At 38.7% G+C, this 25,801-nt stretch carries 22 protein-coding genes; 12 read left to right on the forward strand and 10 right to left on the reverse strand.

The window, feature by feature from the left end; all coding sequences use genetic code 11:
* The first annotated feature begins 12 nt into the window (after positions 1-12).
* From EGI31_RS07170 to EGI31_RS07185, 4 genes are all read left to right on the forward strand, one after another.
* Positions 13-1,650 carry a SusD/RagB family nutrient-binding outer membrane lipoprotein gene (locus tag EGI31_RS07170; protein WP_310586182.1) on the forward strand — a complete coding sequence of 546 codons (1,638 nt, stop codon included), beginning with the start codon at positions 13-15 and terminating at the stop codon, positions 1,648-1,650.
* Between the two features lie 18 nt (positions 1,651-1,668).
* Positions 1,669-2,601: a hypothetical protein gene (locus tag EGI31_RS07175; protein ID WP_255036515.1), complete on the forward strand. Its 933-nt coding sequence runs from the start codon at positions 1,669-1,671 to the stop codon at positions 2,599-2,601.
* Positions 2,602-2,803: 202 nt separating this feature from the next.
* Positions 2,804-4,705: an ABC-F family ATP-binding cassette domain-containing protein gene (locus EGI31_RS07180; RefSeq protein WP_255036516.1), complete on the forward strand. Its 1,902-nt coding sequence runs from the start codon at positions 2,804-2,806 to the stop codon at positions 4,703-4,705.
* Entirely contained in the window at positions 4,672-6,003 is a 1,332-nt protein-coding gene (locus EGI31_RS07185) for a type IX secretion system plug protein (RefSeq protein ID WP_255036517.1), read from the forward strand. The genes EGI31_RS07180 and EGI31_RS07185 overlap by 34 nt, the downstream gene beginning before the upstream one ends.
* Positions 6,004-6,058: 55 nt before the next feature.
* Here the strand turns inward: EGI31_RS07185 and EGI31_RS07190 are convergent, their stop codons facing one another.
* A complete protein-coding gene (locus EGI31_RS07190; protein ID WP_255036518.1) occupies positions 6,059-6,694 on the reverse strand; it encodes a peroxiredoxin in 636 nt (211 codons plus the stop codon).
* 149 nt (positions 6,695-6,843) lie between these two features.
* Here EGI31_RS07190 and EGI31_RS07195 point away from each other — a divergent pair, with 149 nt between their 5' ends.
* From EGI31_RS07195 to EGI31_RS07215, 5 genes are all read left to right on the forward strand, one after another.
* The gene (locus tag EGI31_RS07195; protein WP_255036519.1) at positions 6,844-7,470 is read left to right on the forward strand and encodes an ABC transporter ATP-binding protein; all 627 of its coding nucleotides are present in this window, start codon (positions 6,844-6,846) and stop codon (positions 7,468-7,470) included.
* 1 nt (position 7,471) lies between these two features.
* The gene (locus EGI31_RS07200; protein ID WP_255036520.1) at positions 7,472-8,695 is read left to right on the forward strand and encodes an ABC transporter permease; all 1,224 of its coding nucleotides are present in this window, start codon (positions 7,472-7,474) and stop codon (positions 8,693-8,695) included.
* 1 nt (position 8,696) lies between these two features.
* A complete protein-coding gene (locus EGI31_RS07205; RefSeq protein ID WP_255036521.1) occupies positions 8,697-9,140 on the forward strand; it encodes a DUF3299 domain-containing protein in 444 nt (147 codons plus the stop codon).
* Positions 9,137-9,673 carry a hypothetical protein gene (locus EGI31_RS07210; protein WP_255036522.1) on the forward strand — a complete coding sequence of 179 codons (537 nt, stop codon included), beginning with the start codon at positions 9,137-9,139 and terminating at the stop codon, positions 9,671-9,673. Before EGI31_RS07205 ends, EGI31_RS07210 begins: the two co-directional genes overlap by 4 nt.
* 62 nt (positions 9,674-9,735) lie before the next feature.
* Positions 9,736-10,071, forward strand: a complete 336-nt coding sequence (locus tag EGI31_RS07215) for a LytR/AlgR family response regulator transcription factor (RefSeq protein WP_255036523.1) — start codon at positions 9,736-9,738, stop codon at positions 10,069-10,071.
* A gap of 28 nt (positions 10,072-10,099) precedes the next feature.
* Here the strand turns inward: EGI31_RS07215 and EGI31_RS07220 are convergent, their stop codons facing one another.
* The 9 genes from EGI31_RS07220 to coaBC all read right to left on the reverse strand — a co-directional run bounded on the left by EGI31_RS07220 (position 10,100) and on the right by coaBC (position 23,689).
* On the reverse strand, positions 10,100-11,383 hold the full coding sequence (locus EGI31_RS07220; RefSeq protein WP_255036524.1) for a citrate synthase: 1,284 nt from the start codon (positions 11,381-11,383) through the stop codon (positions 10,100-10,102).
* A 303-nt stretch (positions 11,384-11,686) separates the two neighbouring features.
* A complete protein-coding gene (gene rny / locus EGI31_RS07225) occupies positions 11,687-13,252 on the reverse strand; it encodes a ribonuclease Y (RefSeq protein ID WP_255036525.1) in 1,566 nt (521 codons plus the stop codon).
* Positions 13,253-13,336: 84 nt separating this feature from the next.
* Positions 13,337-13,624: a cell division protein ZapA gene (locus EGI31_RS07230; RefSeq protein ID WP_255036526.1), complete on the reverse strand. Its 288-nt coding sequence runs from the start codon at positions 13,622-13,624 to the stop codon at positions 13,337-13,339.
* Between the two features lie 15 nt (positions 13,625-13,639).
* Positions 13,640-14,029 (reverse strand): hypothetical protein, encoded by a 390-nt coding sequence (locus tag EGI31_RS07235; protein WP_255036527.1) that lies wholly within the window; start codon positions 14,027-14,029, stop codon positions 13,640-13,642.
* A 2-nt stretch (positions 14,030-14,031) separates the two neighbouring features.
* Positions 14,032-16,452: a phenylalanine--tRNA ligase subunit beta gene (gene pheT / locus EGI31_RS07240; RefSeq protein WP_255036528.1), complete on the reverse strand. Its 2,421-nt coding sequence runs from the start codon at positions 16,450-16,452 to the stop codon at positions 14,032-14,034.
* Positions 16,453-17,396: 944 nt separating this feature from the next.
* Positions 17,397-20,216 (reverse strand): FAD-binding and (Fe-S)-binding domain-containing protein, encoded by a 2,820-nt coding sequence (locus tag EGI31_RS07245; protein WP_255036529.1) that lies wholly within the window; start codon positions 20,214-20,216, stop codon positions 17,397-17,399.
* Between the two features lie 11 nt (positions 20,217-20,227).
* Positions 20,228-20,980, reverse strand: a complete 753-nt coding sequence (locus tag EGI31_RS07250) for an SDR family NAD(P)-dependent oxidoreductase (protein WP_255036530.1) — start codon at positions 20,978-20,980, stop codon at positions 20,228-20,230.
* Positions 20,981-21,572: 592 nt separating this feature from the next.
* On the reverse strand, positions 21,573-22,481 hold the full coding sequence (gene porD, locus EGI31_RS07255; protein ID WP_255036531.1) for a type IX secretion system protein PorD: 909 nt from the start codon (positions 22,479-22,481) through the stop codon (positions 21,573-21,575).
* A complete protein-coding gene (gene coaBC, locus EGI31_RS07260; protein ID WP_255036532.1) occupies positions 22,478-23,689 on the reverse strand; it encodes a bifunctional phosphopantothenoylcysteine decarboxylase/phosphopantothenate--cysteine ligase CoaBC in 1,212 nt (403 codons plus the stop codon). Before coaBC ends, porD begins: the two co-directional genes overlap by 4 nt.
* A 484-nt stretch (positions 23,690-24,173) precedes the next feature.
* Here coaBC and EGI31_RS07265 point away from each other — a divergent pair, with 484 nt between their 5' ends.
* The 3 genes from EGI31_RS07265 to EGI31_RS07275 form a co-directional block, all read left to right on the forward strand.
* Complete coding sequence (locus EGI31_RS07265; protein ID WP_255036533.1) at positions 24,174-24,542, forward strand: hypothetical protein; 369 nt, start codon at positions 24,174-24,176, stop codon at positions 24,540-24,542.
* Positions 24,543-24,569: 27 nt separating this feature from the next.
* The gene (locus EGI31_RS07270) at positions 24,570-24,878 is read left to right on the forward strand and encodes a helix-turn-helix domain-containing protein (RefSeq protein WP_255035463.1); all 309 of its coding nucleotides are present in this window, start codon (positions 24,570-24,572) and stop codon (positions 24,876-24,878) included.
* 2 nt (positions 24,879-24,880) lie between these two features.
* On the forward strand, positions 24,881-25,801 hold a 921-nt coding region (locus EGI31_RS07275), incomplete at its 3' end, for a DDE-type integrase/transposase/recombinase (protein ID WP_255036534.1).

The following is a 25,801-nucleotide window of genomic DNA, read 5'->3' on the forward strand; positions in this document are numbered from 1 at the left end:
AAAAGAAGATCAATGATGAAAAGAAAAATATATACTTTACTAATGGCACTTGGAGTGTTCTTAGTAAGTTCATGCGAGTTAGAATACCTTGAGAACCCTAACTTGGTAACGGAGGCCAGTACTGATGCTGACTTTCTATTGAACAACATTCAGTTAAATTTTAGAAACGTATTTAATGGTGTCAGTGATTCAGGACAAAGATTGACCAGAATGCTGAACCAAGGTGCGAATACCTATGAAACTGCCTATACCCCAACTAGTTATGATGGCCTTTGGGAAGATAGTTACGCAGGTTTATTGGCTGATGCTAAAGTTTTGAAGAAAATTGCTGCCGACAAAGGATTTAAAAGACATGCCGGCATAGCTAAGACTTTGGAGGCTTTCACTTTGATAATGTTGGTAGATGCATTTGGTAGTATTCCCTATTCTGAGGCATTGAATCCAAGTAACTTCAACCCTAAAGCGGATGACGGTGCTGCGGTTTATGCTGCTGCTCTTGAGTTATTAAAGTCGGCTAAAACGGATTTCTCGGGTACTGCAACTGGTACTCCTAACGATTATTACTATGCCAATAATTATACACGATGGACCAAATTGGTTAACACTTTGATGTTGAAGTATCACCTAAATAGGAGATTGATTGACAAAGCGGGTTCTACCTCGGCTATTGCTGCTTTGATCACAGAAAACCAATTGATTGGTGTGGGTGATGAGTTCACTTTCAAATATGGCGTATCTGCATCTGATCCAGATAGCCGACACCCAGATTATTCTGCTCAAGCACAAGCTGGTGGAGGAGATTATCAATCAACTTTCTTTATGTGGCATTTGACTGAGGCGAAAGGATTCGATGATCCTCGTGCAAAATATTATTTCTACCGTCAAGTTGGTGTTAATACCACTACTTCTTCAGAAATGGATTGTATTAGCCAATTTAAGCCTTCTCACTATCCAGAAGATATGGTTTTCTGTCTTCCTGGAGAAAGAGGATACTGGGGTAGAGACCACTTGGACAATGATGGTATCCCACCAGATGCTTTGAAAAGAACTTTGTATGGCGTTTACCCAGCTGGTTACAGATTTGACAACAATACACCAGCTGCAGCAGGAACAGCAGATATGGCAACTAACGGAGCAGGTATATTGCCTATTATGCTACCTGCCTATGTTGACTTTATGTTGGCTGAGGCTGCCATAACATTGGGCACTGCTGGAGATGCAAAAGCATTGGTTACTTCAGGTATTACAAAAAGTATAAACTTTGTAAGATCATGGTCTTTGACAACCAATCAACAAGCTAAAATTAATGCTTTCGAATCAGCGACTACCTTTGAAACTAATAGAAACAAATATGTAACTACTGTAGCGGCTCAATATGATGCTGCAACCACAGAAAGTGCTAAGTTAAATATTATGGGTAGAGAATATTGGATAGCTCTATATGGAAATGGTGTTGAAGCTTATAACCTTTACAGAAGAACAGGAAAACCAAGCGGAATGCAACCAGGTCTTAATCCTGCAGTGGGTAACTTCCCAAGGTCGTTTATCTATCCTTCGGTTTATGTAAACACTAACTCAACAGCAAAGCAAAAGGCCGACTTCAAAGTAAAAGTTTTCTGGGATAATAACCCTGACGGCTTTATTTTCTAATTCTAAATTGAGATTAAAATGAAAAAAATAAAATTAGTATTTTCACTGGTTGCAGCATTATTTGTAGCATCAGCGTGTACCGACTTCGTGGAGCCTGCTATTCCTTATAACGGCTTTGAAACGGGTACATATTTGAAAACAATCACTGCACCTGCCTCAATTAACTTCTTTGATCTGGCTAACTCGCCGTTTAAAGTTTTATTAGAGTGTCATGCGGTTGATAAAATTAACAATGTCAAAAATGTTGACATTTATGTTAATCATAGAAGGGGTAACACTGTAACAAAAGAGGTTTTATTGACCAACATCGATGGTTCAGCATTCACTACTACGGCTGATTCTAAATGGCCAAGAGGAACTATCAATGTACCAATGGCTACTACTCTTTCGAAACTTGGTTTCTCTACTACTAACCTAAGAGGTGGGGATTTCATTGAATATCGCTTGGTGCTGACTACACTGGATGGTAAGACGTTTTCAAACAATAATATGAGTTCAAATATTAATGATCCATACTATGCATCTCCATTTTTCTACAGAGTAGCTGTTGTTTGTCCTTCTAACTTGGCAGGTACTTATGACTATACCACTACAAATATCACTGGTTCAGTTGCAGATGGAGCGAATCCTGCAGCATGTGGTACTGGAGTATCTGGTAAAGTAACACTTACTGCTACATCTACGGCTGGTGAATATACTGTTTCTGATGGTACATTTGGACAATACGCATGTGCTTGGAATGACAATCCAGCCACAGGTTCTATCAGATTTACTGATGCTTGCGGTAAAATTGGGATGAAAGGTACGGATCAATATGGTTTGGCTTACAGTCTTACTTATATCAGTAATACAGCTACTGAATTGAAATTCAAATGGCAAAATAACTTTGGAGATTCAGGTATCACTACCTTGAAAAGATCTTCAGGTTCATGGCCAAACGGTTTGAACTAATACTTTTTCAATCTGAAATAAAAAAAGCAAGGCTTCGGTCTTGCTTTTTTTTTATATACCTGCAACAAGATTTTTCTAAACGTGAAATTCAAATGTTTATTTTAAAAACCGAGTGATTTGAAAAATCGCTCTACGGGGTTCTCTATGTATTCTGTAATTAAAAGCGTAATTTTGCATTTTATAATTACCAGAGAAATACTTCATGTTAACTATTAACAATCTTTCTTTCTACTTCGGCGGAAGAGCCATTTTTGAAGACGCCAACTTACAAATTAAACCTAAAGACAAAATAGGTCTGATAGGTTTAAATGGTAAAGGTAAATCAACTCTTCTGAAAATAATAGTAGGCGAATACCAACCCGATGCAGGAAATATATCGAAATCGGGAGATTGTACCATTGGTTTCCTAAACCAAGACCTCCTCTCCTACCAAACCGACGACTCCATACTTAATGTGGCCATGCAGGGTTTTGAACGCCAACTAGAGCTTCATCACCAAATAGAGGAGGTTTTACACCAAATGGAGACGGACTATAAAGATGAGTTGGTTGAGAAATTGGGTGAATTACAACATGAATTTGATTTGCTTGATGGGTATTCGATAGAATCAAAAGCAGAAGAAATACTTGAAGGCTTAGGCTTTAAGACCTGGGAGTTGCACAAACCCTTAAGGCAGTTTTCGGGAGGCTGGCGTATGCGTGTGATGTTAGCTAAATTGCTTCTTGCGAAACCGTCGATACTTTTACTTGACGAACCCACCAACCACTTGGACTTGCCCTCTATTCAATGGGTTGAGAAATATATCGCCAACTACGAAAATGCCGTTGTGGTAGTTTCACACGACAGACAATTCCTTGACAATGTGTGCACTACTACCGTAGAAGTAGCTAATACCAAACTCAATTATTACCCGGGTAACTATTCGTTTTTTGTAGAGGAAAAAGCACTGAGAAACGAAATACAAAAAGGAGCCTATGAGAATCAACAAGCTCAAATACGCCAAACCGAAAGGTTCATAGAGCGTTTTAAGGCCAAAGCCACCAAGGCACGTCAGGTACAGTCAAGAGTTAAAGCTTTGAACAGAATGGATGTAATAGACGATGTGATAGACGATGCAGCAAAAGTACATTTCAAGTTTAAGTTTGGCACGCAACCAGGTCGTCATGTGATGGCACTGGAAAATATCAGCAAGGAATACCCGAATAATCCGATACTCAAAAATACTTCTGCCACCATCGAACGTGGAGACAAGATAGTGTTGATTGGTGCCAATGGAAAAGGTAAATCTACGCTTTTGAGAATTATAGCAGGTACTGAAGAAGCCAAAGGCGAACGAAAACTTGGTCATAACGTAAATTTCTCCTTCTATGCACAGCATCAGTTAGAATCTCTTCACATGGAGGAAACACTTTTGGAAGAACTAAAATATGCAGATGCCTCCAAATCCGAAACAGAATTGAGATCAGTGTTGGGTTGTTTTTTATTTGGTGGCGAGGATGTATTCAAGAAAATAAAGGTATTATCTGGTGGGGAAAAATCAAGGGTGGCATTGGCTAAAATTCTGATTTCAGAAGCCAACTTTTTGTTACTGGATGAGCCTACCAACCACTTGGATATGCAGTCTGTGAATATTCTTGTGCAAGCTTTAGACCAATATGAAGGTACTTATGTAGTTGTGTCTCACGACAGGCACTTTATAAGCCGAGTATCCAACAAAGTATGGTACATTGAAGACCAAGAAATTAAGCAGTTCCCTGGCGGATACGATGAATTTGTGATATGGATGGAAGATAATGGTAAAACTTTAGACGAACCTATCAAAAAAGCCGTTAAAGAACCTGAGGTAAAAGTTCAGAAAGCACCAGAACCAAAGCCTGTTAAAAAAGAAAATAAGAAACTAGAGAGAGAGATTGGAGATTTAGAAGACAAAATAATGGCCACGGAGGAAAAAATTAGTTTGACCGAAAACCAACTGGCTGATCCAGAAGTTTTTTCTAATCCAGAAGCCCTTAAAAAGGCCAATGCCGAATATGCCAATCTTAAAAAGGAACTGGTGACGCTAAATGAAACTTGGGAAGAAAAAATGATGGAATTGGAGGCATGAGAAATGTTGTGGTTTATATTTTCATTTTACTGTTTACGCATTTCGGTTTTTGTGCCAAAAATACTGGAAGTGTAAAATCTCCTGAAACTTTGAAGGGGGAGTCCACTTCAGGAAATGACTATATAAAAACCATTTTACTTTATGGCTACAGCCCAAATGATAATTTCAACGAAAGATACAATAATGCAGCAGTTATCAATAGAAATATAGCCAATGCTAGTTTGATACTCGAATTTGATGATTTAAGGGCCAAATACGCTTCTTTTAGTGCCAAAATAATTCACTGCGATTATAACTGGGAAAAATCGAATTTAGCCGAAATGGAATACCTTGAAGGCTTCAATGAGTTTTTTATCAATAATTACCAGATATCTCAAAATACCAAAACGCCTTATTACCACTACAGTTTTAAATTACCCAAAACCAAAATAAGTGGAAATTTCATTCTTCAAGTTTTTGAAAATCAAACTGAAGGAACGCCAGTTTTTGAAAGAAAATTTAGAGTTTTTGACCAAATGATTGGTATTGACGGCGGAATAATTCCAGCCCAAGACCCGCAATATTGGAAAACACATCAGCAGCTCAATGTAAAAATTGACCTTGGCAACTATAACATTGCTTTTCCTCAAAGAGAATTAAAAATTGTAATTCGACAAAATCAGAGAGACGACAAACTAACTGAAATAAAAAACACTAACCTTGTGAATTCAGGAAGAAACTCTTTTTCATTGAAGTATTTCGACAGCGAAAACCTTTTTAAAGCCGGCAATGAATTCCGATTTGTGGATTTGACGAGTTCGTTTAAAAAAGGTCAAAATATTCAGGCTATAAAACTCGGAACTCCTGACGAAATAACGGTGGTAACCCAAAACAAGAGATCAAACAAAGGCTACTTGAACGCTTACGACAATGACGGCGGCTACATCATTACCAATCTCGAAAACGGTGAAATTGACCTGAATTCAGATTACATGGAGGTAAAATTTACATTAAATATCCCCTACGAAGAATCGGGCAATAAACCAATGATAGCGGGAAAATTGGTGGATTGGGAAAACGAGGAGCTGGATTTCAATCCAAACACCCAACTGTATGAGAAAACGCTTACGCTCAAACAAGGTGTGTATGATTTTGGATTTACACTTAAAAATGTGAATAACGAAAAAATAGACGAAGATATTTACGAAGGGAATTTCTCAGACACCAACAACACCTACGAGGTATTTATCTACCACAAACCTCCTGGCAAACGCTCCGAGTTGTTAGTCGCTTATCAAATGCTGAAAAATAGGCAATAAAAAATGACCAAATCCGAAGATTCAGCCATTTCCTTGACATACTCTTAATCAAAACTTACTTATTCGGCTGTGGCGTATAACGCAAATATGGTTTTACCTCTCTCACTCCTTTTGGAAACTTCTCGATAGCATCAGCCGTAGATATAGAAGGCACCACAATGGCGTCGTCTCCGTCTTTCCAGTCAGCAGGCGTGGCCACTGAATACTGAGCCGTAAGCTGTAAAGAATCTATAACTCTTAACAACTCTTGGAAGTTCCTACCTGTAGAAGCAGGGTAGGTCAACATGAGTTTGATTTTTTTATCGGGCCCAATGATGAATACCGAACGAACTGTAGCCTTTTCAGAAGCATTTGGGTGAATCATGTCATACAATTCGGCCACAACTTTATTGGGATCCGCAATGATGGGGAAATTCATTTTGACACCATTCACTTCCTCAATATCAGGTACCCACCTGTTGTGAGACGCCAAACTATCCACCGAAATGGCAATAACCTTAACTCCTTTCTTTTCAAAATCCCCTTTTAACAAGGCTGTCTTGCCTAACTCAGTAGTACAAACTGGTGTAAAATCTGCAGGATGTGAAAATAACATACCCCAAGAATCTCCCAACCATTCGTGAAAATTGATGTGACCTTGTGTAGTCTCCGCCGAAAAATCTGGTGCGATATCGCCTAATCTGAGTGACATAACATTTAATATTTAAATTGATAATCTCTAAAAGGATAACAATTCTGAGAGCTTAATAATTGCATAATGGCTTATTTTTCAAACAAAAATCCAAAAGCATTTTTGAATACTGATAAACTGGATTATTTTTGAATAAATAATAAAGATTGATGCTCCAAACCGATTCTTTGAAATTTTCGTACCCCAAAGGTCACACATTTAGCTTCCCAAATATTAGCTGCAAGGCTGAAGAAACATTACTAATTTTGGGCAACTCAGGCACTGGGAAAACCACATTTTTAAATTTAATAGCACTTCTGCTACGTCCGAGTTCGGGTGAATTACGGATTAATAACACCGAAACAGCAAATTTATCGGAAAAACAAATAACGGAGTTTAGAGCACAAAATATCGGGATAGTTTTCCAAAAACCATATTTCGTAAATGCACTTAATGTCTCCGAAAATCTCTTACTGGCCAATTATCTGGGAAATAAAGCTTTGAACAAAAGCAAAGCTGCGGAATTAGCTAAAGATTTGGGTTTTGAGTATTTATTATCCAAAAAAGTCCAAGAACTAAGTGGTGGAGAGCAGCAGCGGGTATGTATAGCTCGGGCATTGATGAATACGCCAAAGGTAATCTTGGCAGATGAGCCCACCTCAGCACTTGACGATGAGAACTGCGAAAAAGTAGCAGATTTGCTAGAAAAACAATCTAAACTGATTGGAGCTGCCCTAATTATAGTTACACACGACCATCGTCTTAAATCAAGATTTACTAACCAAATTACACTCTAAAATGCTATTAAAAATCGTTTGGAAAAATATTTGGGCAAAAAAACTGAATAGCTTCCTTTGTATATTATTGATGATGTTTGGTATCAGCATAATTTCATTATTGATTAATATTGGTAACCAATTGCAGGATAAATTTTCGAAAAACATTTCGGGAATAGACATGGTGGTTGGAGCCAAAGGAAGCCCGCTGCAATTGATTCTGTCAGGAGTTTACCAAATAGACGCTCCTACTGGGAATATCCCCATGTCGGAGTTGCAATCGCTACAAACCAACCCCCTGGTCAAACAAGTGTTGCCGCTTTCTATGGGCGACAACTACCAAGGTTTCAGAATTGTGGGAACTACTTACCCCTATTTGAAGCATTTTGAGGCCGATTACGCAGAAGGTGTGGGTTTTAAAAACAATATGGAAGTGGTAGTCGGTGCTACTGTGGCTCGCAAACTCAACTTAAAGCTCAATGAAAGTTTCGCCAGTTCGCATGGTTTTGAAAAAGAAGGCGAGGCACATGGCGATAAAAAATACAAGGTGGTGGGTATCCTTAAATCAAACAATTCGGTGATTGATAACCTGATATTGTGCAACTTAAACAGTATTTGGGAAATTCATAAGCACGAGGAGGAACACGCTAGTGAAACACCTGAGGAGCATGCCGAACACGCCAATGAAGCTACTGAAAGTGGTCACGACATTACTTGTGCTTTAATTAAATTCAGGTCACCTATGGGTTTAATGACTATTCCGAGGTTAATTAACCAAAATACCAAAATGCAAGCCGCTTTACCAGCCATTGAAATCAACCGATTGTTTGAACTCATGGGCATTGGTATTGACGCCTTCAAAGCATTGGCCATAGCCATTATGCTTATCAGCGGTATAAGTGTGTTTGTAACGCTATACAATGCCCTCAAAGAACGTAAATACGAAATGGCCCTGATGCTTTCGATGGGCGGCAAAAGAACTAAACTTTTTTTCATGCTGATGTTCGAAGGTTTGTTCTTAAGTCTTTCCGGCTACATATTAGGCATTTTATTGAGCAGATTAGGTCTTTGGGTAGCTTCGAGAATGCTAGACCAAAACTTTAATTTCGACCTTCAACAAAGTATGCTTCAAAAAGAAGAAATATATTTGTTGATTGCAGCGTTATTAGTTGGTATTTTTGCAGCAATTATACCTTCCTTAGGTATTTATAGAATTAACATTTCGAAAACATTGGCAAACGATTAAAATGAAAAAATACGCAGTAATTATATCTTTTCTTGCAGCTATTCCATTTGCTGTAATGGCTTATGCTCCTATCAAAATAACTTGGGAAAATCTCAGAGACGTTACATTTAAGAAAAAATGGAATGCTTCTGAGAACATGTTCGTTTTAGAACCACAGTTTGGAGCAAAAGTAAACGCTCTCAAAGGCAAAGAAGTAGCTTTAACAGGTTATATGATCCCAGTAGACGTAGATGCCAACTACTACGTACTATCCGCCAATCCATTTGCATCATGCTTCTTTTGTGGACAAGCTGGACCTGAGTCGGTGGTATCTGTAAAGTTCAAGAAAGTAACGAAGAGATTTAATACCGATGATAGATTGACCATCACTGGCGTTTTTACCTTGAACACCGACGATATAAACGAACTAAATTACATCATAGACAAAGCTGAAGTAGAATTATGAAGAATAAATTGGCATTTACTTTAATCGTTACGCTCATTTGCGTTGGAAGTTCATTTGCTCAATATGAAAACAACTGGGCCGTTGGTCTAAAAGTTGGCGAACCTTTGGGACTAAATATCAGGAAGTATTTTTCTTATGGCGACAGAGTTTTTGATGTTAATGTGGGTAGTTTTGGTTTTTTATATGGAAGAGAAAGAAATTACAGGAAAGAGCAAATATACAACGAGGCTGGTGTCATGGTTCAGGGCCTTTATCAATTTCATAGAACACTGGGAAAAAGGGAAAAAATTCGTGTTTATTATGGTTTTGGAGGGCAGATAAACTCAAGAAATAGAACACCGAAACTTGGCGAAAGAGACTCATTTAGAGTTATTTCTCTCGGACCAGCGGTTAATTCCGGCATTGAACTTAGTATTCCTGAAAACGACCTATCTGTATTTTTAGACGCAGGAGGTTATGTGGAGATTGCTCCAAAACCATTCTTTATGGCTCCAAATGTTAATTTAGGACTTAGAATTAATATTATAAAATAATTTCCGACTTCGTTCCAACCTTTTGAAAAGAACTGGACTCCTCATAAAAACACCACGCTTTTATGAGTCCAAAAGTACATTTAGTTGGTAAAACCAACGTGACACCTAGTAATATTATTTTTCTCAAAGCCGAAGCCAACTACTCGGAGGTTTTTATGCTTGATGGTCAACGAATTATCTTGTCTAAGACCCTAAAACAGATGGAGACACTCTTTGCCCCATTTGGTTTCTACAGGCCTCACAAATCCTTTCTGATTAATCTGGAGCACGTTGTGTCTTGTTCAGTGCATACGGATAGGCTAATAGAACTTACCAATAACTTCAAGGCTGAACTCAGCCGAAGAAAAAAGAACGACTTTATGGAAATAAGGAGCAACAAAAAAGTCTCTCATTGCTGAGAGACTTTCTTAAAACTTCTATTATTTTTTATCTCTTAGATTTTTCAACGAAATCTTTGATGGTAGGACCTGTGTATATCTGACGAGGTCTTCCGATTGCTTGTTTTTGATCACGAAGCTCTAACCACTGAGCAATCCAACCAGGTAGACGACCAATGGCAAACATTACCGTGAACATATTAGTAGGAATACCCAAGGCACGGTAGATAATACCAGAGTAGAAGTCTACGTTTGGATAAAGTTTACGAGAAACGAAATACTCGTCTTTCAACGCTGCTTCTTCCAATCCTTTGGCAATCTCAAGAACAGGGTCATTAACACCTAACAATGACAATACATCGTCAGCTGCTTTTTTGATTATTTTGGCTCTTGGGTCAAAGTTTTTGTAAACTCTGTGTCCGAAACCGAATAATCTGAAACCTGAATTTTTATCTTTTGCTTTGTCTATATATTTCTGAACATCTCCGCCGTCGTTTCTAATTTCTTCCAACATTTCTATAACCTCTTGGTTTGCACCACCGTGCAATGGACCCCAGAGAGCCGATATACCTGCTGAAATACTTGAGTAAATATTGGCTTTAGACGAACCCACCAATCTTACGGTTGAGGTAGAGCAGTTTTGCTCGTGATCTGCGTGTAAAATCAATAACTTGTTCAAAGCTGAAGAAACCTTCGGATCTACTTTGTAGTTCTCAACCGGCAACGCAAACATCATGTGAAGGAAGTTAGAGCAGTAGTCTAGTTCGTTCTTTGGATAGTTTATAGGGTGCCCTTGAGACTTTTTGTAACACCATGTGGCCAAAGTAGGGAACTTCGCCAACAAACGGATGATATGAAGTTCGGTGTTATCAGGTTTTTTATCGTCGAAAGAATCAGGATAAAAACCAGACATAGCACTTGCGAGAGCCGACATGATACCCATTGGATGGGCATTAACAGGGAAACCATCAAAGATTTTCCTCATGTCTTCATTTACCATGGTATGTTTAGTAATTTTAGCCACGAAAACATCGTACTCAGCAGCAGTTGGCAATTCGCCATAAATCAACAAATATGCTACCTCTAAAAAGTCTGCTTTGTCGGCCAAATCCTCAATCGAATAACCTCTGTATCTTAGAATGCCCTCCTCGCCGTCAAGAAAAGTAATATCACTTGTAGTAGAACCAGTATTTTTGAACCCTTCATCTATGGTAATATAACCTGTTTTTGCCCTTAAGCTAGAAATATCGATTGCTTTTTCGTTTTCAGAACCCTCAAGAACAGGGAACTCAAACGCTTGCCCATCGATTACTATTTTTACTGACTCCGCCATAAATTTTGTTTAAATTAGTATAAACCCCTATATTATTGTGCTAATTTACTAAAAATAGTACAAATGGCAAAAAAAATAAAAAATAAAAATGCCTATTTCTAAATTCGACATTTTTCAACCATTTTTTGATAAAAACCGCACATTTATTTCGATTAAATCAATATTGTTGGGCGTTTTGTAACATTTACAATTTTAAACAACCTCCAGCTAAAAAGGTTTTACAAAAAAATAACCGAAACGTAAGCTTCGGTTATCTTGGTAAAGTTCAATATTGCAAATATTAAAAATGCAACACTTTATAATTTATTTGGCATAAGCCACGCTCCTCATTTCTCTGATTACGCACACCTTAATTTGCCCTGGGTACTGCATTTCTTTTTCTATACGCTGGGAAATATTAAATGACATCATATTCGCCTCGTCATCGGTGATGTGTTCTGCGTCTACAATCACTCTCAACTCTCTACCGGCCTGAATGGCGTAACATTTCTCAACGCCTTTGAAAGATAAAGCCAAATCTTCCAGATCTCTCAATCTTCTGGCATAAGACTCCATCATTTCACGTCTTGCTCCTGGTCTTGAACCCGAGATGGCATCACAAACTTGGATGATTGGAGCAATAAGACAAGTCATTTCTATTTCGTCGTGGTGGGCACCTATGGCGTTGATTACCTCAGGATGCTCCTTGTATTTCTTGGCCATTTCCATACCCAATATAGCGTGTGGAAGATCAGACTCTTCTTGGTTAACTTTACCAATATCGTGCAAAAGTCCAGCTCTCTTGGCCAACTTCACGTTTAAGCCCATTTCGGCTGCCATAGTAGCACAAAGTTTAGCTACTTCTCTTGAGTGTTGCAATAAGTTTTGACCATAAGATGATCTAAATCTCATACGACCAACCATCTTGATTAGTTCTGGATGCAAACCGTGTATGCCCAAGTCTATCACAGTCCTCTCTCCTATTTCTATAACTTCGTTGTCGATGTCCTTGCGGGTTTTGTTCACAATTTCCTCAATACGAGCCGGGTGAATACGTCCGTCTTGTACCAATCTGTGCATTGAAAGTCTTGCAACTTCTCTTCTTACTGGGTCAAAACTCGATATTACAATAGCCTCTGGGGTATCGTCAACGATGATTTCTACACCGGTAGCAGCTTCCAAAGCACGGATATTTCTACCCTCTCTACCGATGATTTTTCCTTTGATTTCGTCACTTTCAATATTGAAAACAGACACGCAGTTTTCAATGGCTTGTTCAGCAGCCGTTCTCTGGATAGTCTCAATAACTATTTTCTTCGCTTCTTTGGTGGCCGAAAGTTTTGCTTCTTCTATCGACTGTTTGATAAAGCTTGATGCTTTGGTTTCCGCTTCTTGTTTTAGAGCATCTACCAATTGTTGTTTGGCTTGTTCAGCGGTAAGATTGGCTATTTTTTCTAACTGCGAAACCTGTTGCTGGTGCATTTTCTCTGCCTCCTCGCGTTTCTTGTTGGCAAGTTCTATTTGCTCTTCTAGTTTACCTACTTTATTGGTTAGCTCTGCCTGCAATTTGTTATTTTGCTCTACTTGCTGTGTGGCTTGCTGTTGTAAAGTTCTGATTTTTTGCTCGTTTTGATTGAGTGTATTTTTGCGAGCATTCACATCCTCATCAAACTCCGACTTTAGTTTCAAAAAATGTTCTTTTGCTTCCAACATCTTGTCTTTTTTGATGTTTTCTGCGTTGTTTTTAGCATTTTTAATGATTTCTTGAGCTGATTTATTTGCTTCTTCCTCTTGGTTAGCGAGGTTTTTCTTCATAAGGTTCTGCCCTACAAAGTACCCAATTGCTAGACCCACTACTAGGCCAACAATTATTAAAAGATATACTGACATGTTTTAACTTTTTAAATTTTTATAATATCGAAACTAGGTTTCATAAATGATATTAAAAAAAGGGAGGAACAGAATTATGCGGAATCAATTATCAAAATTTGACTGAATACTCTCTAACCGTGCATCAACCTCAATTTTAAGCTTGTGGTAATGCTCGTTTGCCATTAAGGCGTCAACCATGGCTTCAAGTGCTAACACCGAAACCAGTGAATCTGTGGTGGCAAACGCTGAATACTCAGTTTTGAGTTCAGTTAAACGGTTATTTAATATTTTATTGGCCTCTCTATAATAATACTCGTGGGCTTTAGGAACCTTAAAATTTATTTGCTCTCCATTAAAATCGAAAACAACTTTTGCTTCATAGGACTCCATTTTTACACAAAAAAATTATTTTGCCAATTGATTTATACAAAAATCTATTTCTTCTATCAATATACCCAGAAGCTCTGAGAGGTTCTGCTGGTCTATTGACTCTTTATCTTCAATATCGGATACAATTTTAACAATTTTATTTCTTATTTTAAAGTTTTGTGGGATTAATCTGGTATCCAGCTCCAATTTTTCCTTCAATTCTTTAATTTCCTCTCTCAAAAGGCCGTTATTTTTCTTTACTGCTTTTATTTCTGCCTCGAGTTTTTCATTTTGGTGATTTAGACCAAGAATCAGATTCTTTTGACTTTTATTTTGCGATTTTAGTCGCTCAATAAGCCCGTTTACTTCCTCAAACTTGGAAAGCAAAAAGGCATTGTCTTTTTCGAATTCTTGGTCTAATGTCATGACTATTTTCGAATAACAGCTCCAACCTCTGACTCAAAGACAGCCATAAGTTTTTGCATAGTTTTGTCAATTTGCTGGTCGTTCAGAGTTTTTTCTTCGTCCTGCAGAATAAAACTCACTGAATACGACTTTTGATCTTCAGGCAATTTTTCACCTTGATACACATCAAAAACATTTATGCTTTTGAGCAACTTCTTCTCGGTATTGAAGGCCGCTTTTTTAATTTGGTCAAACTTCACGCTTTTGTTCAAAACCAACGACAAGTCACGTCGTACTTCTGGATACTTTGGTATTTCAACAAATTTATTTTCAGAAGAATACAGTTTGCACAGCAAATCCCAGTCAAATTCGGCATAAAAAGCCTGTTGCTTTAGGTCTGCTTGTGCCGCCAAAGTCGGATTTACCAAACCAAATTTCACCAAAACCTTATTTCTCACCACGTGCTCCAATCCATAAGCAAACGCCTGATTGGCGGTTTCGTTGGTATCTATTTTTTTGACCTTCATCAAAGTCAAAATTTGAGACACCACCTGAAACAAGTGGTGATAGTTTACCGCCGAGGTTTTTTGCATCCATGATTCTGTGGCGATGTTGCCCGACATCCAAACACCCAAAACCTTATTTTCTTTGATTTTCGTTTGACCATCCACCGTGTTTTTGGTGTACGTACGGCCAAATTCAAAAAACTTCAGGTCTTTGTTTCTACGGTTTACATTATATACCAAGGCATTGAGGCCCGAAAAAAGAAGAGATTGACGCATTTCTGACAATTCCTCGCTCAATGGATTCAGCAATTTCACCACTGAATCTTGCTGTTCTAGCCATTGGTTATCGGATGGCCTCACGATAGAAAGACTCTGGATTTCGTTGAAACCTTGTGCCGTTAAAGCTTCAGAAAGTTTTACTTTTAGTGTTTCTGGGTCTTTTTCAGGAAAAGCTGCGATGAAATCCGAACTTAAATGCTCAGACAGTTCGATGTTTTCGAAACCATATATACGAAGAATTTCCTCCACTACATCGGCTTCTCGGGTTACATCGACTCTGTAAGGTGGCACCGATACTTTCAATTGACCTTCACTTTTTGAAATCAGGCTGATGTCCAATTTGCCTAAAATATCCAAAATGAGTTCCTCTCCCAATGCTTTACCCAAAAGTCTGTCGATATTCTTAATTTTGAGATCTATCTCAAAGTTTTGAATTGGACTAGGATAAATGTCAAACATTTTGTCACAAAAATCACCGCCGGCCAATTCTTGGATTAAGTTAGCGGCGAATTTGATGGCGAATGGAGGCATGTTTGGATCAGTTCCTCTTTCATACCTGAACGAGGCGTCGGTTTTAAGACCATGTTTTGAGGCAGTTTTACGCACAGAAACAGGATTAAAATAAGCCACCTCCAAGAAAATATTTTTAGTAGTAGGTTTCACTCCCGATTTTAATCCTCCAAAAACCCCGGCAATAGCCATTGGGCCATCAGCATTACAAATGGCCAAATCTGTTCCGCTTAGTTTGCGGCTCGTACCATCAAGAGTTGTTAACTCTGTACCTGATGTTGGACATTTCACTATGATTTTATCCCCAGAAATGGCATCAGCATCAAAAATATGCATGGGTTGACCCAAATAGTGACAAACGTAGTTGGTGATATCTACGATGTTGTTTATAGAATTCACACCAATGGTATTCAAAAATCTTTTTAGCCATTCTGGAGACTCTTTGACTTCAATGTTTTTGATTTCTAGCCCGCAAAACCTCGGACAAGCCTCCGCATCTTCGACTTGTAAATCAATAGAAGCTGATGAGGTACCTAATGCAAAATTCGATACGTCAGGCAAACGAATAGCAGAATTATTTACAGCTTTGATATCTCTGGCGACTCCTAAATGTGAAGCGGCATCGGCACGGTTCGGCGTCAAGCCTATTTCAATTAAATAATCTGGCTCCAAGTTGAAATATTTGGCCACGGGCGAACCAACCGGAAGCTCGGTATCCAATACCATTATACCTGCATGAGACTGGCCAAGGCCGATTTCGTCTTCGGCACAGAGCATTCCTTCAGAGACCGCTCCTCTTATTTTTGATTTCTTGATGGTAAAGGCTTCTCCTGAACTTGGGTAAAGCGTGGCTCCTACCAAGGCCACTATAACTTTCTGTCCAGCGGCTATATTGGGGGCACCACAGACAATATCTAGCAGCGACTCACCGCCCACATCAACTTTCGTAACACTCAGTTTATCGGCGTCGAGATGTTTTTCGCATGAAACCACATGACCGACCACTAAGCCTTCTAAACCTCCTTTAACGGCGTCAACTTTTTCTATTCCTTCTACTTCAAGACCTGTATTGGTTAATATTTCGCCAAGTTTATGTGGATTATGGTCAAAATCTACGAGTGTTTTTAATTGATTATATGAAATCTTCATTGTTTCTGAGAAAAATTTCACAAAGATAAATAAATATAAATAAAGGGATTTGAAAAGATGTACAGAAAAGCCATAAGAATTTCTGTTAAGACAGTTTCTTACCTTTCCCAAAAAATATTTATTCGAGTCACCTACATTTTGGCACTTTCAAAAATGGGTGGCACCCTCGGACCTATTCTAATTTTATTATTGAAGAAATTACTTTCGTCGCCTCGCCGGCAGGGCCTTCATTTTTTTTGAAAAAAACGAAGCAAAAAAAACAACACCCAGCAAACTCACACATTCAAAATTCTGTAAAACTACTTTTAAAGAAATAGACATTTTCCTAAACAGAATTTTGACTGTGTTCAAACAGTGCTGGCTGATATAAGGAAGCATTTATTTTTATTTCCAAACAGACTTGTGTGCAGCAAGATAATATTTTGAAAAACAAAAAAATGATTAAGCGGAACACTTTTTAGAAAACGTATCCGCTGGCTAAGTATATAAAAAATCTGGCCCGTTTGGCACAGGTTTGGCGGTGTACATATTAACGTTCTTTCCTAAAAAATACAAATACGATAAACCGATTAACAAAACTACGATTGAGTCCTTCAATCGTAGTTTTAATATCTTCACTCGGTTTTGATCAATCTAATTTGGCAATTTCAGGTTAAGAAGTGTAAAATACTTGAGCAAAGCATTTTAAGAACGAACGAAAATAGAACGTTGGTCAAAAAATATTTCGAGACTACCGAAAAAAAAGGTTGTACAGTGATAAATTAATATTGTGTTAGAAAAATAAAGTTTATGGTTTTTATGGGATGCATTGTGTAAAAAGGCGAGAGTTGCTCGCCTTTTTCATTTTTTGTCCTGCTATTTTTACCACAAATGTCCCGGAATTTACATTTAGTAGTCAAAATTCATATTCAAAACCTCTACCAGATTAAAATGAAAAATCCTTATCAAATGGCTTCATCCACCAAGTAGAGAATTGATTCGTAGTTGGCACCAACGGCTTCGCTCATGGCCATTTCGCAGGTTTTGGTGGATGAATAATAACCTTCCGCGGAACATTGCTTTACTTCTTTTGCTTCTTCAAAAGTAGCCGAGGCGGTGAGTTCTGGCACCAAAAAGCCCCTATCACCGGCCATACCACAGCAGCCCGCATTGAGAGGCACTATTACTTTATCGGCGTAGGTCTGGGCAATTTCTACAAACTTATCATGTGTTTTGAGTTTTTGTAGAGAACAAACTGGGTGTAGCACTATTTCTCCTTTCTTTTTTCTAGCCGGTATGTTTGGCAAAACAAATTCATGAATAAAATCTATGCTATCCATGATTTTCAGTTTATGAAACTTGGCCTTGTTTTCTGGAGTTAGAACCGGCAAAATACTTTTCAAGGTATATTGACAAGAACTCACATCTATCACTACGGGCAACTTACCTTCTTCTGAGCTGAGCCACATTTTTTCTAAAACCTTGTTTGCAGTGAGCTTAAAAGCATTTGAATAGCCTTTTGAAGAAAAAATCTGTCCGCAGCAGGCATTTTGAATGTCTTTCAAAACCCTGAGATTGATGTTTGACTTATCGCAAACACTATAAAAAGTCTCTATCAGATTTTTCTCCTTATGTGCATAGGTACCCATCATGCGGGTAATGCACGAGGGAAAATAAACCACCGTTCTACCATTGAGCGATGTCCGATAATTTAATAGCGTAAACTCCGGAACTTTGGGTATCTTTTCGGACCAAATCGGCACCGAGGTATTTAATTTATGAAGGGCACCAGTAATTGACTTTAAGGTATTCTTTCCAAAAAGTCGATTCATCCCATGACCCACAATTAGGCCCAATTTGACGGTATCCACCACAAAATCAAAGTTTTTGGCCGCAAACAAGGCCAATTTTTCCTCTAACTTTGAATGGTTATTAACCCGCAGTTTTTTTACCAAATCTCCCGTATTGATATCCACAGGGCAGTTTACCGCACACAGACCATCCACAGCACAAGTGTCTAAACCGTCAAACTGAAACTGATTGACCAATAAATTGTATTCCTGGATCCTGTTTTCAGCTTTGAGATTTTCCAAAACTCGGCGAGTTACTATTCTTCTACGAGGCGAGGAAGTATAGTTTTTACTTGGGCAATTGGGTTCACAAAATCCACATTCTATACACCTATCCACTTCATCCTCTACTTTTGGCATTTTTTTGAGGTGGTGAATGTGGGCGTCAGCTTTATCGTTGATGATAACGCCTGGGTTTAATAAATTCTGGGGATCTACGGCTTTTTTGAGCCTTTTCATGATTTCGTAAGCCTCATCGCCCCACTCAGTGGCAACAAATGGAGCCATGTTGCGACCCGTTCCGTGCTCCGCTTTAAGGCTGCCCTTGTATTTGTGCACCACCAAATCCACCACATCTCTAATGAATAAGTCGTATCTGTTGATTTCTTCAGGAGAATCAAAGGCTTGTGTGACCACAAAATGTATGTTGCCGTCTTTGGCATGACCGAAAATGATGCCGTTGTGGTAACCGAACTTTTGAAACAAAGCCTGAATGTCAACAATGGCATTGCCTAAGTGAGCCACTGGAAAAGCTACATCTTCTAAAATAACCGTAGTTCCGCTTGCTCTTACCGCACCGACCGCCGGAAATAGCCCTTTTCTTACCTTCCAATAAAATGCCTGCTGTTTCGGATCTTTGGTAAAATCTGGGGTTTCTAGCAATTTAAAAGTTGAAAGTTTCTCGGAAAAACCAAACACCATTTTATAAATTTTTTCGGGAGATTGCTCCTGAAATTCTACCAAAAGTGCAGCGGCATCTGTTGGCAACGTTTTGACAATGGCGGGCATACCCTCCAAATCCTGAACGGATCTTAGCGACGCTCTGTCCATCAACTCCACCATGGCAGCACCGCTTTCTATGAGGGGCTCAATGGCCTGGCATGCCGAAAAAATATCTTCAAAATACAGCAAACCTGTGGATTTGTAAGGCAAATCAGACACCGTGTGCATTACAGCCTCCGCTATAAACGCCAGAGTACCCTCGCCTCCGATGAGCAAATGTGCAAATATATCCAAAGGATGCTCATAGTCTAAAAACGCATTGAGAGCATAACCGACCGTATTTTTGGTTTTGTATTTTTCTCTTATTTTGGTTTGCAAAGATTCATTAGTTACAATTTGACTTTTTAAGGCCTCTATTTCCTTGAAAAGCGTTTCACTCTCCTTTTCGAATCTTACGTAATCATCCTTTTGTTCTGTGGAATATATTTTACCATCTGGCAAAATGAATTTTATAAATTTAACGGTATGATATGAGTTTTGAGCAACGCCACAGCACATGCCACTGGCATTGTTTGACAGTATTCCGCCCATCATGGCGGCGTTGATGCTCGACGGATCTGGCCCGATTTTTCTTTGAAACTTCCTCAAATGGGCATTGACCATGGCTCCCGTGATGCCTGGCTGCACCCTAACGGTATCAGAGTCATTTTCTACTGAAACTTTGTTCCAAAATTTACCCAAATCCACCAAAATACCATCGGTTATGGACTGTCCCGACAGACTCGTTCCGCCTCCACGAAAAACCACTGGAATATTTTTACTCTGAGAATATTCCAAAAGATTAACTATTTCACTCTCCGAACTCGGCTGCACCACGGCCTTGGGTACCAAATAGTAAAATCCGGCATCGGAGGCATAAGAAACCAAGTCGATGTATTTGTCTTTTACTTTTTCGGGCGTAAGAATAAGGCGAAGGTCTGTTCCGAGGGACATATTTTTTTAGACTATTTTCTGTAGACAGTAGTTGGGGCAGCTTGGGCTTTGGCATAAATGGTCATGTCTGCAATGGTGACATGATCAGGAGCCATCACGCAATAGTTTATGGCATCTGCGATGTCTTTGGCCGTAAGTGGCGAAAAACCCTCGTAAACCTTGGCTGCTCGCTCGGCATCACCTTTGAAACGTACCACTGAAAACTCCGTTTCTACCGCACCAGGTGCTATATTGGTCACTTTTATACCGTGTTTGGTCAAGTCCAACCGCATCCCCTCGCTGATGGCCTCCACGCTTTTTTTGGTGGCACAATACACGGCTCCATTTTCGTAAGTTTGTTTTCCAGCTACCGAACTCAGGTTGACCACATGGCCAGTTTTTCGTTCTACCATACCTGGTAAAACTAGCTTAGAGACATACAATAAACCGGTTACATTGCTACCTATCATCATTTCCCAGTCGGCCACGTCGCCGTCTTGAATGGCTGACATACCGTGGGCGTTGCCAGCATTGTTTACCAATATGTCAATGTTTTTCCATTCTGCTGGTAATGTTTCTATGGCTTTTTTTACAGATTCAAAATCGCTTACATCGAAGGTCAAAAGGTGGGTTTTAACTTTTGAAGCTAATTTTGAACTCAATTCATTGAGTTTTTCTATTCTTCGTCCACACAAGATGAGGTCGATGCCACTTGTTGCAAATGCTTCGGCGGTGGCCGCTCCTATGCCCGAAGATGCACCGGTTATTAATGCTATTTTGTTCATGTTTTTGTCGTTTTGATTTTACCACAGAGTTGCTCAGAGATTTTCTGATTCACATTGCGTTTTTGAGTTTCACGGAGTTTTTCGCTTTGCTCATTTCTTTATAACACAGAGTTGCTCAGAGTGTTTTTACTGATAAGCTTTGTGTTTTTGAGTTTCGCGGGGTTTTTCGCTTTGCTCGCTTTATTATTAACACAGAGTTACTCAGAGTGTTTTTCTGATTCACAATGCGTTTTTGAGTTTCACGGGGTTTTTCGCTTCGCTCATTTTTTTTTAACACAGAGTTAATCAGAGTTTATTTCTGATTAAGATTGCGTTTTTGAGTTACACGGAGTTTTTCGCTTCGCTCATTTCTTTATAACACAGAGTTACTCAGAGTGTTTTTACTGATATGCTTTGTGTTTTTGAGTTTCACGGAGTTTTTCGCTTTGCTCATTTTTTTTTGACACAGAGTTAATCAGAGTGTTTTTTTTCTAATGTACTATGCGTTTTTGAGTTTCGCAGAGTTCTCGCTTCGCTCTTTTTGTTCGTGATTCGAATAGTTTCAAACTATGTTTTCTATATGCCTATGTGTTTAAATTCAAATGCAGCATCCTTACTTCATCAATTTCCTGTAAGCTTCGGTTTTATCGGGGTCCAGGGCTGACATGATGTTGAAGGCTTCCTGCTTTTCTTGTTTTGAACCTTCCGAGAAAATATTGATTAACTCCTGCGATTTTGCATCAAAAAAAGAATTGATGATGACCGAGTTGGCTTTCAAATTGGCAATGATTTTCAAGGTATTCAAAAACTCCAAGGCTATTTTTCGGCTATTCGCTGGATTGTTGGCGAAGTCGTCTAAGGCCAATCGGTGATACTCATAAAACCCGTCACGAAAAGCATTAAATTGCTGATTACGAAGATTTTCCATCACCCAATATCTTGCTCTTACATCCGCATCTGCCGTCCATGGGCCTTTGCCTTGTGCTGTGCCTGCGAGGGTGACGATGTTGAAAAGTCGTTCCAAATAGGCACTTCCTCCGAGTTTGGAGAACGAATCGTAATCAAGCGTCAGTGCCGTAAGTGAGTAAAATGCCAAGGTCGAAGTAAGACCGTTGGAGTAATTCTGCTCGTTAAAAATCATTTGGCGATCTTCGGGAGCAAATGAAACACTAAAATTTTGATCTATAAACTGGAAAAGTACCGTCTCGTAAGTGGTGCCATACACGGGCCTGATTACCTGAAACTGGGCATTGCCTGAGTACCTGTACTGCCCGCTAGAGTTGATGAGGTTAATCAATAGCGAGCATTTGATTTTTTCTCTTTCCGAAAAAGCGTCGTTGGTCCAGCGTTGGTTGTTCATAAAACCCGCAATGGCCTGTTCTATTTCGGTAAAAATTTGCTTATCGCCCGATGTAGTGGCCTTCAGTTGCGACGAATTCACTACCACCTTGCATTGCAGTTCTTGTGCAGAAATTTCAGAAAAAACACCTAAAAACAATAGTATAAAAATCTTTTTTATCATTTCGTAGAATGGTTTATGTATTCCAAAACCGCGTTTTTGATATCCTCGGCCACCAATTCTTTTGATTTTAGGTCAAAAATACGCTCGTTGCCGAGTTTGTCCAAAATCGTGATTTTGTTGGTATCATAACGAAAGCCCGCTCCTTTATCTTGTAAAGAGTTCAAAACTATCATGTCAAAGTTTTTACGGTCGAGTTTGCCTTTGGCGTTTTGGAGTTCGTCGTTGGTTTCCAGGGCGAAGCCCACGTGTATCTGATGGCCGTTCTTTTTGCCTCCCAGAAAACCCGCAATGTCTTGGGTTCTTTCGAGTTCTACGAACATCTCGGCATCGTTTTTCTTTAGTTTTTTGTCGGCTACGGTCTTTGGTTTGTAGTCGGCTACAGCGGCAGAAAATATCACAATGTCGGCATCGGCATGATATTCGGCCATGGCGGCAAACATTTCGGCAGCAGAGCGAACACCGATGTTATTCACTTTTGCAAGCGTTTTTAGGCTATTGGGCCCTGCTACCAAGGTGACGTCTGCACCCGCAAGTGCAAAAGCCTTGGCTATTTCGAAACCCATTTTACCCGAAGAATGGTTGCTAATATATCTCACTGGGTCAATGTCTTCTTGCGTTGGTCCAGCTGAAATCAACACCCTTTTGCCTTTTAAGGCAGGATTTTGTGCAAAATGAGCTTCCAAAACGGACACAATTTCTTCTGGTTCGGCCATGCGACCTTTACCTTCTAAGCCGGATGCCAACTCGCCCTCGTTGGGTTCTATTAGGTGATTGCCGTTTTCTGTCAGCAGTTTGAGGTTGTTTTTGGTAGAAAAATGGGCATACATGTCCAAATCCATGGCTGGGGCGAAGTACACCGCACAACGTGCAGAAAGGTAGGTGGCCACGAGCAGATTGTCGCAGATACCGTTGGCACATTTGGCCAAGGTGTTGGCACTGGCCGGAGCTATCAGCATCAAGTCAGCCCATAAACCCAACTCCACGTGGTTGTTCCACTGGCCAGTTTCATCAGCAGAAAAGGCCGACAAAACGGGATTTTTGGACAAAGTGGCGAGCGTCAGCGGCGTGATAAAAGTTTTGGCGGCATCCGTCATAATGACCTTCACGTTGGCCTCCTCCTTAACCAAAAGCCGCACCAAAGAAGCGATTTTGTAAGCCGCAATGCTCCCCGAAACACCTATTAATATGTTTTTGTTTTTGAGAATCATTCTCTTTTGTTTTATTCACCTCAAGGTCGCTAAGCCGCAAAGGTAATTTTTGAATGGAATCTATTTAAACCGTTTTGGCTCATGACTCGGCACTGCCCACGATTTAAAACTTGTTTTTGACAAAAATAGTGAATTAGAGGAAATTATTTGTGGTGGGGTTTTAAAAATGTGGGGTGAGGGGGAAAATGGTAAGGCGGTAATATTTAAAATTGATGATAGAAAACAATTTTGGATTTGCAGAAAGGCAATTTGAAATCCTAAACTTTAGGATGGTTTGAAATTCTATGAAGAAAATATACATTTGTGAAGGTTCTATAATAAGTTAAGGAAGCACAAAAACATTCACGAAAATATTACCAGAACTCTCTTATTTTTACAACAAATTCATAACTAATACATTAATTAAAAAATCTATCAAAATTTAATAACGAAATTACCGAAAATCCAAAAATGGGTTTCGTAAACATCCTCTTTATTCACAATTATGACAAAAATACTATCCATATTAATTATACTCCAATTGCTTTCTTGTTCGGGAAAAACTAAAAATAGTGAACTTGAAAATTCAAGAATACATAAACATACAGTTTCAAATCTAAAAAAGAGTTCTCGTCAATCTGAAGGAATTTCATTATCAGAACAGGATTTTAACAAATTCTTGGATTCAATTAAATTATTTAAAATTCATCCAATTGACACATTAGAACTTGATTACAATATTGTTCAGCTAGAAAATCATCAAATAGGTAGAAACAGAATTCAAATTTTCAAGAGGGACAGTTTGAATATTGATTGGATAAAAATAAATTCGTACAAAGATTTCATCCCGATAAATATTAGGACACAAAAATAGAGTTTTAACTTTTAATTTTGTGTCATTATGAGTAAGCATCGTCAAAGCTGGAGTCAGCAACAGAAATTACAGATAATTTCCTTTTACAAAGAAAAAGGTATTGGAGCAGCGTCTGCTGAATTTGGAGTATCCTCTACAACTATTTACAACTGGGAAAAGATTTTAGATCAGACAGGAGAGTCAGGTTTAGAATCAATTAAGAAGTCAGACAAGGATTTAGCAATCAAGCGATTAGAGCGTGAGATTCGAGAGCTTCGCAATATAGTTGCCGACAATGCTTTGGAGCTGAGAATAAAAGATGAGCTTTTAAAAAAAAGTCAATTGAAAAAGAGTTAAAAATGGAAGTCGCTATTGAATTTATTAGCCAGGGATTTCCAATTAGAAACGTCTTGAGCCATTGTGGATTATCGAAGAGTTCATTTTATTATAAACCCTCAGATGGCAAAGCTGGAAGAAAACCTTATGCGACTATATATGATTCTAAAGGTAGAGAAGTGACAGAATCAGCAATTGTTGGACGTATTAAGTTATTGTTCGCCAAGCCTTTTGTTGACTATGGAGCTTATAAAACGTTTCGTCATTTAGTGGACAAAGAAAAATATAGAATAAGCAAACACTATGTTTATAAATTAATGAAAATCAACAATTTACTTAGAGGAAGCAATCCGATTTCGAGTAAAAAATCAAATCGAAACCGAGTAAAAGATTTGATTCCCAAAGTGGAGACAGAGTTTAGTTTTTTTGAATTTGACATTAAATATGTCTGGGTAAGTGGCCAACGTAAAAGTATGCAAGTATTAACGATCTTAGATATATTCAGTAGATTTAATATTGGCCATTACATGGCTTACAATATAAAAAAAGAAGATGTAATAAAGCTATTTGAAAAGGTCATTGCTGAGTTTGGATTGCCTAAAAATTTTATAGTAAGAAACGATAACGGTAGTCAATTTATAGCAAGTGTGGTGCAAGATTTTCTAAAAAACAATGGCATTACACAGGAATTTACAAAACCAGGTACACCGCAACAAAATGCTCATATTGAATCTTATCATTCAATTATGGAAAGAACTGTCTGTCAGAGGTTTGAGTTTGAAAATATAAAAATAGCAAAAAGAACAATAGACGAATTCAGAGAATTCTATAACTTTGAAAGAATTCATGGAGGTATTGGTTTTATCAGTCCTTATGAATATTTACTTCAAAAAGGAGTTGACTTAAAATCAACCCCGTTTATGAAGTCTGCTAGAGGGGGGAAA

The organism is Lacihabitans soyangensis, from assembly GCF_024343775.1.
GTDB lineage: Bacteria > Bacteroidota > Bacteroidia > Cytophagales > Spirosomataceae > Leadbetterella > Leadbetterella soyangensis.

Coding starts and splice junctions, on each gene's coding strand:
- rny (WP_255036525.1), bottom strand. CDS start 13,252: ATGTCAGTATATCTTTTAATAATTGTTGGCCTAGTAGTGGGTCTAGCA.
- EGI31_RS07230 (WP_255036526.1), bottom strand. CDS start 13,624: ATGGAGTCCTATGAAGCAAAAGTTGTTTTCGATTTTAATGGAGAGCAA.
- EGI31_RS07175 (WP_255036515.1), top strand. CDS start 1,669: ATGAAAAAAATAAAATTAGTATTTTCACTGGTTGCAGCATTATTTGTA.
- EGI31_RS07210 (WP_255036522.1), top strand. CDS start 9,137: ATGAAGAATAAATTGGCATTTACTTTAATCGTTACGCTCATTTGCGTT.
- EGI31_RS07190 (WP_255036518.1), bottom strand. CDS start 6,694: ATGTCACTCAGATTAGGCGATATCGCACCAGATTTTTCGGCGGAGACT.
- EGI31_RS07215 (WP_255036523.1), top strand. CDS start 9,736: ATGAGTCCAAAAGTACATTTAGTTGGTAAAACCAACGTGACACCTAGT.
- EGI31_RS07250 (WP_255036530.1), bottom strand. CDS start 20,980: ATGAACAAAATAGCATTAATAACCGGTGCATCTTCGGGCATAGGAGCG.
- coaBC (WP_255036532.1), bottom strand. CDS start 23,689: ATGATTCTCAAAAACAAAAACATATTAATAGGTGTTTCGGGGAGCATT.
- EGI31_RS07265 (WP_255036533.1), top strand. CDS start 24,174: ATGACAAAAATACTATCCATATTAATTATACTCCAATTGCTTTCTTGT.
- EGI31_RS07205 (WP_255036521.1), top strand. CDS start 8,697: ATGAAAAAATACGCAGTAATTATATCTTTTCTTGCAGCTATTCCATTT.
- EGI31_RS07195 (WP_255036519.1), top strand. CDS start 6,844: ATGCTCCAAACCGATTCTTTGAAATTTTCGTACCCCAAAGGTCACACA.
- EGI31_RS07200 (WP_255036520.1), top strand. CDS start 7,472: ATGCTATTAAAAATCGTTTGGAAAAATATTTGGGCAAAAAAACTGAAT.
- EGI31_RS07220 (WP_255036524.1), bottom strand. CDS start 11,383: ATGGCGGAGTCAGTAAAAATAGTAATCGATGGGCAAGCGTTTGAGTTC.
- porD (WP_255036531.1), bottom strand. CDS start 22,481: ATGATAAAAAAGATTTTTATACTATTGTTTTTAGGTGTTTTTTCTGAA.
- EGI31_RS07170 (WP_310586182.1), top strand. CDS start 13: ATGATGAAAAGAAAAATATATACTTTACTAATGGCACTTGGAGTGTTC.
- EGI31_RS07245 (WP_255036529.1), bottom strand. CDS start 20,216: ATGTCCCTCGGAACAGACCTTCGCCTTATTCTTACGCCCGAAAAAGTA.
- EGI31_RS07270 (WP_255035463.1), top strand. CDS start 24,570: ATGAGTAAGCATCGTCAAAGCTGGAGTCAGCAACAGAAATTACAGATA.
- EGI31_RS07180 (WP_255036516.1), top strand. CDS start 2,804: ATGTTAACTATTAACAATCTTTCTTTCTACTTCGGCGGAAGAGCCATT.
- EGI31_RS07235 (WP_255036527.1), bottom strand. CDS start 14,029: ATGACATTAGACCAAGAATTCGAAAAAGACAATGCCTTTTTGCTTTCC.
- pheT (WP_255036528.1), bottom strand. CDS start 16,452: ATGAAGATTTCATATAATCAATTAAAAACACTCGTAGATTTTGACCAT.